Genomic DNA, 7,909 nt, shown 5'->3' with positions numbered 1-7,909 from the left:
GGGCACGTCCGCCCCAGCCGGGACCGGACGAGCCGCCCGCTCTCCCCCGCCCGCGCCGCCGCCTCCACGTACTCGAACGCGGCCGGGAACCGCCGCTTCAGGACGCCGAGAAGCTGCACCGCCTCGCCCGTCCCGCCGCCGTACATGGCGGACAGCAGCGCGAGCTTCGCCTTGTCGCGAGCGCTCATCCCCTCACCGCCCTCGTCGTGGAACACGTCGGACAGGGCCGCGTAGAGATCGCCGTGCGCGGCGGCGTCGGTGAACGCCCGGTCGCCCGCCAGGGCGGCGAGCACGCGCGGTTCGAGCTGGGCGGCGTCGGCGACGACGAGCGACCAGCCGGGATCGGCGACGACGGCCTTCCGCAGGACGCGCGGGATCTGCAGCGCGCCGCCGCCGCTCGTCGCCCACCGTCCGGACACCACGCCGCCGACCACGAACTCGGGACGGAACCGCCCGCCGCTCACCCAGGTGTCGAGCCACGCCCATCCGTGCGCCGTGTGGAGGCGCGAAAGCTCCTTGTACTCCAGCAGCAGCGGCACGGCCGGATGGTCGAGCCGCTTGAGGACGTGCGCGCGCGTGGACGCGACCGGCAGCCCCGCCGACGCGAACGCCTTGAGGATCTGCGCCGGGGAGTCGGGGTTGACGTGCGAGCGGGCGCCGAAGGCCGCGTTGATGCGGTCGGCGAGATCCTGCAGCTTGCGCGGCCGCAGACCACCGGACGGACGCGGCCCGAGCAGCTCGGTGAGCAGGGCGTCGTGCTCGTCCGCCGACCAGGGCAGCCCGTCGTGTCCCATCTCGGCCGCCACGAGCGCGCCCGCCGACTCGGCCGCCGCGAGCAGGGCGAACCCGTCCAGCCCGGCGATGGCGCCCTGCTGCTCCGCGTGCACGGCGACGACCTGCTCGATGTCGTCGACGGCCTCTTCCCGGTCATCCTCGAACAGCGAAGCCTGCGCCGGCTCCTCGTGCGGCGTCCGATCGGGCGGCACCGGCTCGCCACGCGACCGCGCCCACGCCGCCGGGACCGACCGCGGCTCCCCGTACCGCCCCGCGTGCCCGAGCAGAAGGCTCTCGACCAGCTCCAGGTCATGGCAGCGCGCCACCCGCACACCCGCGTCGATCAGCTGCGGATAAAGCCGCGCCGTAGAGGGCCACACCCACCGCGGCGCATCCGCCCGCTCCCGCTCGGCGACGGCCGCCACAAGATCCGGCACACGCTGAACCGGCCCCGTGGGCGCCCCGTCCTCCCCAAGAACGCGCAAGGCTCCCCCACCTCGCACGCCAGCCGCCACCGCGATCCTCACGCACCAATACTGACCCCACCCACCGACAGTGCTTATCGGGGGGACAACCCCCCGATCAACACGAAACCCCTCCGCGACGGGTGTGCGCGGAGGGGTTTTCGTTGGCTTGCGGGGGAGCCAGGGCCGTAGCCCCCGGATAGATCAGGCGACGAGGGAGACCTGCTGGCCCGCAGGGGTCTCGCCGTAGCGGTCGACGATCTTGTTCAGCTGGATCTGGTAGTACAGGACGCCGAAGCCGAAAATGCCGAGCAGGAAGCCCATGCCGCCGCTGCAGGTGGGCTGGAGGCCGGCGGCGCGCTGGGCCTGGGCGATGCGGCCCGCGAGCTTGACCCACATGACCAGCGGCCAGATGCCGAGGGTGATCCCGCCGAAGAGCATCGACAGCAGCGCGTTGGTGGCCGCGTTGTCGATGCGCCGGTCGTACTCGTGCAGCTCGTTGTGGACCTTGAAGAACCACACGAGGCCGTAGATGCCGAGCGTGATGATCGGCAGGCCGAGCCAGGCGGCGGCGGGGTTGCGGCGCTTCATGTTGATGCCGGTGCCGCGCGCGACGGCGCCCTGCTGCTGTTGCTGGGCGGGCGCGTAGCCGCCCTGGTAGGCCTGCTGCTGTTGCTGCTGCTGCTGGTGTGGCTGGCCCTGGCCCTGCTGGGGGTAGCTCATTGAGTATTCGCTCCTGAAGGAGGCGGTCGTGCTCCGGCCGACCGTCCGTTACCGTTCACCCGTTCGGTGAGCCAAGACTGTAACGGCATCCGCGCACGTCGCGCGCGCAGATCGCCGACTTTCTCGACATTACTGGCGAATTCTCCAGAGAACGGCTGATCAGCGCAACTCGATGGTCACCTCGTCCTCGCACGGCGGGGCCGCCTCCTGATCGCCGCAGCCGGTCGCCCCGTAGCAGCGGATCCGCAGGTGCGACTCGGTCACGTCCAGGCGCAGGAAGCTCTTGAAGAACGGCGGGTCGTCCCAGTCGGCCAGTTCGGAGCGGAAGCGCTGCGGCACCTTGCGGACGGGGAACCGCAGGAACCGGGGACGGCGCCGGCCGTCGCGCGGGACGCCGAGGAGCGCGGCGACGAGGCGGGCCCGGCGGGACGGCTCGGGCTTGCCGTAGCCGCGGCCCGCGGTGATCTCCAGCCGGTGCTCGACGGCGGCCGTCGCGTCCTCCGGGGTGAGGTCGAAGAACTTGCGGAGGTGCAGCCACCGGCCGTACAGCTTGCTGTACCGGGAGAGCGAGTCGCCGCGCAGCGGGTAGCAGCGGAAGTCGCCCTCGTCCACGACGCGCGTCTTCGGGATCGTGTGGGTCGCGTGCATGAACGCGCCCCCGGCGCCGGACACGATGTACTCGATCGTGCGGCCGCCCTCGACCGCCACCGGATAGCGCTGGTAGTTGTGGATGTCGCCGCCGATCGCCGCGATGTAGTTGTGCGCCGGGTCCCGGATGATCTCGTCGATCGTCCCGCCGCCATCGATCCGGCCCGGACGGTGATCATCATCCACATAGAGGGGTTTTCCGGTCACGAGCAGCTTGGGTTTCGGACCCGCGGAGACCTCGCGAAGCCAGCGACCCTGGCCGTGGTCGACGACGCCCGTGATCCCGGTGTCGACGGCGATGACGCGCAGCGACGGCGTGTCGATCGCCCAGTACGGCCCCGGCTGGACGGCCTGCTGGCCGGGCGCGCCCCGGTAGCGGCGGCGGGCCTCCGCGAGCGCGTCCGAGTCGACGTCGCCGGGGCGGCACCAGAGCATGCGCGGGAGGAACCCGAGCGGGCCGCGCCAGGGCGGCGGCGTGCAGTCCGCGTCCAGGCCGCAGAAGACGTGGAGGAAGCCGCGCAGGCCGTCGTACCAGTCGTGGTTGCCGGGCACGGCGTAGATGGGGGCCGGGTAGTCCTTGTAGGGGCGGAAGAACTTGTCGGTGTAGGAGGCCGCGTCCCCGGTCGGGTAGATCACATCGCTGGCGATGATCATGAAGTCGGTGTCGCCGGCGGCGTGCAGCAGCGGCGGCACCACCGCGTACTGCGACTTGTCGCCCTCGCCGGTGTCGCCGAGCAGGACGAACGAGAACTCAGGGTCGGCGCGGTGGACGGTGAACGCGGCGGGCGACCCGCGCTCGCCCAGGGCGGCGACGCAGCGGCGGCGGATCGCGTTCGACGGGTCGCCGAACCAGCGCGCGAGCACGTCGTTGCGGGACCGCCACAGCACCTTCGGACGGCGCCAGGAGAAGTCGGTGATGCGCTCGGGGAGCAGGTCGTGGAACGTCCCGGGCTTCCCGCAGGTCCACCCGGCCCCCGCCTCGGAGTCGCGTGAGCTCTCGGGACCGCGCGGGTTCTCGGGCTCGGGAGATTCCTCGGCAGACACAGAGCGCCTCCGGCAGCGTGAGGGGGTCCTCACAGCCTGTACGGAGGCGATTCCGGCCGTCAAGCGACTTACCGGGACGCGCCAGCTCTTTTCCTGCGCTGGGCGCCACGCGGAAGCGTGGTGGACACCGGCGCCACCCCCAGAGACGCCGGCGCCACCACGTCACGGGCGTCCGCGGTCATCATGAGTCCCCCCAGAACGGCGATCAATCGCCTTCCCATGATGTCTCCACAGACAGCCCCAAGGTCCCGTAGCGGGACGTAACTGACGCTACCCGAGGGGCCGTAATGCAGACGTAAATCGACCCAAACTTCGGGCCAAGTCCCGGGAAGCCGCACGCGGCCGTCCGGCCAACCGGGGACCCTGCTCAGGGCGCCAGGACGCGGAGGGCGCCGGGCAGCACGCGCGCCGTGACGGGCAGCACGCCGGGCAGCTCGCCGTCCGCGCCGTACGGGAGCGTCCGGCCGGGCGGGCCCGCCAGCTCGATCCGCACCTCCTCGCCCCGCATGACCTCGACCTCGGGGCGCCGCACGTGCGTGCCGTCCTCCAGCTCGCGCATGACGGCGAAGAACAGCCGCTTGGGCGCCGTCCGGATGAGGATCACGTCGAGCAGGCCGTCGTCCACGCGCGCGTCGGGGGCGATGTGCTTGCCGAACCCGTAGTAGCCGGAGTTGGCGGCGACGACGGTGTAGCCCTGCCGCTCGCGCGTCTCGCCGTCCACCGTGATCAGGTAGTCGGCGGCCCGCCACGAGACGATCGCGCGCAGGGCGCCGAAGTAGTAGGCGGCCGAGCCGCGCAGCAGCCGGGTCTTGTTGGCGTTGTCGTTGGCGACCGCGTCCACGCCCGCGTAGACGCTGCCGAGGACGGCCGTCCCGTTGGCGTCGATGGCGTCCACGGCGCGCGGCTCGCCCTCCAGCAGCAGCTTGGCCAGCTCCTCCGGGTCGGACGGGACGCCGAGCTGCCGCGCGAAGTCGTTGCCGCGCCCGGCGGGGACGATGCCGAACAGCGCGCCCGTCCCGGCGAGGGCGCCGCCGACGCAGCCGGCCATGCCGTCGCCGCCGACAGCGAGCACCGCCCGCCCGCTCTCCGCGGCGGCGCGGGCGAGGTCGGCGGCGTGCTCCAGGCCCCGGCTGTACTCGACGTCGAGTTCGGCGCCCGCCTCGCGGAGCAGCCGTCCCAGCGGCACCAGGCAGGACGCGGACGCGGAGCCGCCCGCCGCCGGGTTGACGATGGCGGTGAACGCCCGTGCCTCGGCCATACGGCTACTCCTTACGTCTCCGGCGAGATCCCGGCGACCGGCGGGATCAGGACGCCGGGGTTCATGATCCCGGACGGGTCGACCCGGTCCTTGACGGCGCGGAGCACCGCCGCGCCGAGCGGCCCGATCTCCCGTGCGTACGCGTCGCGATGGTCGGTGCCCACCCCGTGATGATGGCTGATCGTGCCGCCCGCGTCGATGATCGCGTCGCCGGCGGCGCGCTTGGCCCGCACCCAGGTCGCGGCCGGGTCCTCGCCCTGCGCGGACACGACGGTGAAGTACAGCGAGGCGCCGGACGGGTAGACGTGCGAGATATGGCACATCACCAGCGGCGGCGTCCCCGCGTCGGTGAGGGCGCCGGTCAGCGCGCCGCGGACGGCCTCGTACAGCGCGGGGACGTCCGTCCAGAACGCGGCGGTCTCCAGCGTCTCGGCGAACGCGCCGGCGTCCAGCAGCGCGTCGCGCAGGTAGGGCGCGTCGAAGCGGCCGTGCTCCCATTTCTCGCCCGGCCCGGCGCCGAGCGGTTCGCCGCCCGCGGCCCGCAGCGCGTCCGCCGCGCCCGCCCGCAGCTCGGCGACGCGCTCCGGGGTCCCCTCGAAGCCGAGCACGGCCAGGCAACCCGCGGACGCCCCCGCGCCGATCTCGGACGGGTCGGCCAGCCCGACCATGGTCTCGGTCTCGTCGGAGAGCCTCAGCACGGTGGGCAGCGGCCCGTCCTGCGCGAGCCCGCGCAGCGCCGCGGCGCCCTCCCCGAACGACGCGAACCGCCACCCCTCGTACTCCCGCGCCGCCGGGACGGGCCGGACCCGGACGGTCACCGAAGTGATCACTCCCAGCGCGCCCTCCGAGCCGAGGACGAGCTGCCGCAGATCGGGCCCGGCGGCCGACTTCGGCGCCCGGCCGAGCTCCAGCGTCCCCTCCGGCGTCGCGGCGGTCAGGGCGACGACCATGTCGTCGAACCGCCCGTACCCGGCGGACGCCTGCCCGCTGGACCGGGCCGCCGCGAACCCGCCGATCGACGCCCACTCGTACGACTGCGGGAAGTGCCCGAGCGTGTACCCGCGCTCCGCCAGCGCCGCCTCGGCGGCGGGCGCGCGCAGGCCGGGCTGCAGGACGGCCGTCCGCGACACGTCGTCGACCGACATGACGGCGTCCATGCGGCGCAGGTCGAGCGCGATGAACGCGTCCACCCCGCTGGGGGCGAGGCCGCCGACGACCGAGGTGCCGCCGCCGAACGGGACCACCGCGATCCGCCGTTCGGCGCAGGCCCGGAGGATCGCGAGGACCTCGTCGTGCGTCGCGGGCAGGACGACCGCGTCCGGCGCGTCGGAGGTCTCGCCGGCGCGGATGCGCAGCAGGTCCGTCGTGGACTTGCCGCGCGTGTGCCGGACGCGCGCCTCGGTGTCCGCCCGGACGTTGCGGTCGCCGGCGATCCGGGCGAGCGCGGTCAGGGCTTCGGCCGCCAGCCGGGTCCGGGGGACCTCGACGTCCGCCAGCGCGACCGGCGGCGCCTCGGCGGCCCGGACGCCGAGCAGGTCGCGCAGCAGCGCCACCACCGGCTCCGGCAGCGGCGCGGCCCGGCCCGGATCGCCCCAGCCGCTCCACAGCATGTCCCGCACCCCGCGCCTCCCCAGGTCGCCGACTTTGTGCTTACACTGTGACACATGACGTCGAATCGTCACAACAGACAGGTCGGGCGGACCGCCGACGACACGGTGCTCGACGCGGCCCGCGAATGCGTGCTGGCCGTGGGCGTGCGCCGGACGACGCTCACCGACATCGCCCGCCGCGCCGGCGTGTCGCGGATGACGCTGTACCGCCGCTGGCCGGACGTCCGCACGATCGTCGCCGACCTGATGACCCGCGAATGGGTCGGGCTCTCGCTGCAGCCGCCCGGCGACGGCCGTCCGGTCCGGCCCTGGTTCGTGGACGGCCTGGTCCACGGCGTGCGGGCGTTCCGCGACCACCCGCTGCTCCGCAAGATCATCGAGGTGGACCCGGAGCTGCTGCTGCCCTACATCGTGGACCGCTGCGGCGCGAGCCAGCTGGTGTTCCTCGGCCAGTTCGAGGAGACGCTCAGGGCGGGCCACGCCGACGGGACGATCCGCCGCGACCATCCGGCCCGGCAGGCGCGGTCGGTGCTGCTGGTCGTCCAGTCCTTCGTGCTGTCGGGGCCGACGATGATCGACGAGGCCCGCGACGGCCTCGGGTCCAACGCCTTCGACGCCGACCTGCACCACATCCTGGAAAGGATGCTCGCGCCATGAGAGCACCACAACCGGAGGCCCGGACGTCGCTCAACGCGGCGCGCAGGCAGCGCGAGCTCGCCGCGCTGCCCGGCGAGGTGGTGGACGTGCTGGTCGTCGGCCTCGGCGCGACCGGGGCGGGCGCCGCGCTGGACGCCGCGTCCCGGGGCCTGTCCGTCGCCGCGATCGACGCCCACGACCTGGCGTTCGGCACGTCCCGGTGGAGCTCCAAGCTGATCCACGGCGGGCTGCGCTACCTGGCGGCCGGGCAGGTGGACGTGGCGCACGAGAGCGCGGTCGAGCGGGGCGTCCTGATGCGGCACACCGCGCCGCACCTCGTCCGCGCGCTGCCGTTCGTCACCCCGCTGACACCGCTGGTGCCGCGCACCCGGGCGTTCGCCACCCTGGCCGCGTTCCACGCCGGGGACGCGCTGCGGCTCGCCGCGCGCACCCCGCGCTCGGTGCTGCCGGGCCCGCGCCGCCTGTCGGCCGTCGAGACGCTGCGGCTCGCGCCCGCGCTGCGCCCGTACGGGCTGCGCGGCGGGCTGCTGTCGTGGGACGGCCAGCTCGCCGACGACGCGCGCCTCGTCACCGCGATCGCCAGGACCGCCGCCGGGCACGGCGTCCGCGTGCTCACCCGCTGCCGCGCGGTCGCGCTCACGGGCGACGGGGCGCAGGTCCGGGACGAAGCGACCGGCCGGGAGTTCGCCGTCCGCGCGCGCTCGGTGATCAACGCGACCGGGGTCTGGGCG

Annotated in this window: 7 protein-coding genes; 2 read left to right on the top strand and 5 right to left on the bottom strand. The window is 73.9% G+C overall.

The genetic code is table 11. The features are described 5' to 3' along the window. The 5 genes from ETD83_RS36695 to ETD83_RS36675 form a co-directional block, all read right to left on the bottom strand. Nucleotides 1–1,301, bottom strand: a 1,301-nt coding sequence (locus ETD83_RS36695; RefSeq protein WP_138649806.1) for a bifunctional 3'-5' exonuclease/DNA polymerase, incomplete at its 3' end; no start/stop codon positions are given. Nucleotides 1,302–1,442: 141 nt separating this feature from the next. Continuing rightward, complete coding sequence (locus tag ETD83_RS36690; protein WP_138649805.1) at nucleotides 1,443–1,961, bottom strand: DUF4234 domain-containing protein; 519 nt, start codon at nucleotides 1,959–1,961, stop codon at nucleotides 1,443–1,445. A gap of 159 nt (nucleotides 1,962–2,120) precedes the next feature. Next, a complete protein-coding gene (locus ETD83_RS36685) occupies nucleotides 2,121–3,653 on the bottom strand; it encodes a metallophosphoesterase family protein (protein ID WP_138649804.1) in 1,533 nt (510 codons plus the stop codon). 367 nt (nucleotides 3,654–4,020) lie between these two features. Continuing rightward, nucleotides 4,021–4,911 carry a diacylglycerol/lipid kinase family protein gene (locus tag ETD83_RS36680; protein ID WP_138649803.1) on the bottom strand — a complete coding sequence of 297 codons (891 nt, stop codon included), beginning with the start codon at nucleotides 4,909–4,911 and terminating at the stop codon, nucleotides 4,021–4,023. A gap of 11 nt (nucleotides 4,912–4,922) precedes the next feature. Continuing rightward, nucleotides 4,923–6,521: an FAD-binding oxidoreductase gene (locus ETD83_RS36675; RefSeq protein ID WP_138649807.1), complete on the bottom strand. Its 1,599-nt coding sequence runs from the start codon at nucleotides 6,519–6,521 to the stop codon at nucleotides 4,923–4,925. 54 nt (nucleotides 6,522–6,575) lie between these two features. Between ETD83_RS36675 and ETD83_RS36670 the strand changes: the two genes are divergently transcribed. Both ETD83_RS36670 and ETD83_RS36665 read left to right on the top strand, forming a co-directional pair. Continuing rightward, nucleotides 6,576–7,178 carry a TetR/AcrR family transcriptional regulator gene (locus ETD83_RS36670; RefSeq protein WP_138649802.1) on the top strand — a complete coding sequence of 201 codons (603 nt, stop codon included), beginning with the start codon at nucleotides 6,576–6,578 and terminating at the stop codon, nucleotides 7,176–7,178. Then, on the top strand, nucleotides 7,175–7,909 hold a 735-nt coding region (locus tag ETD83_RS36665), incomplete at its 3' end, for an FAD-dependent oxidoreductase (protein ID WP_138649801.1). The genes ETD83_RS36670 and ETD83_RS36665, both read left to right, overlap by 4 nt.

The sequence above is a fragment of the Actinomadura soli genome, from assembly GCF_005889715.1.
In the GTDB taxonomy this organism is placed as follows: domain Bacteria; phylum Actinomycetota; class Actinomycetes; order Streptosporangiales; family Streptosporangiaceae; genus Spirillospora; species Spirillospora soli.
This window is presented reverse-complemented; position numbering and strand designations above follow the sequence as displayed.

Coding starts and splice junctions, on each gene's coding strand:
- ETD83_RS36690 (WP_138649805.1), bottom strand. CDS start 1,961: ATGAGCTACCCCCAGCAGGGCCAGGGCCAGCCACACCAGCAGCAGCAG.
- ETD83_RS36680 (WP_138649803.1), bottom strand. CDS start 4,911: ATGGCCGAGGCACGGGCGTTCACCGCCATCGTCAACCCGGCGGCGGGC.
- ETD83_RS36675 (WP_138649807.1), bottom strand. CDS start 6,521: ATGCTGTGGAGCGGCTGGGGCGATCCGGGCCGGGCCGCGCCGCTGCCG.
- ETD83_RS36670 (WP_138649802.1), top strand. CDS start 6,576: ATGACGTCGAATCGTCACAACAGACAGGTCGGGCGGACCGCCGACGAC.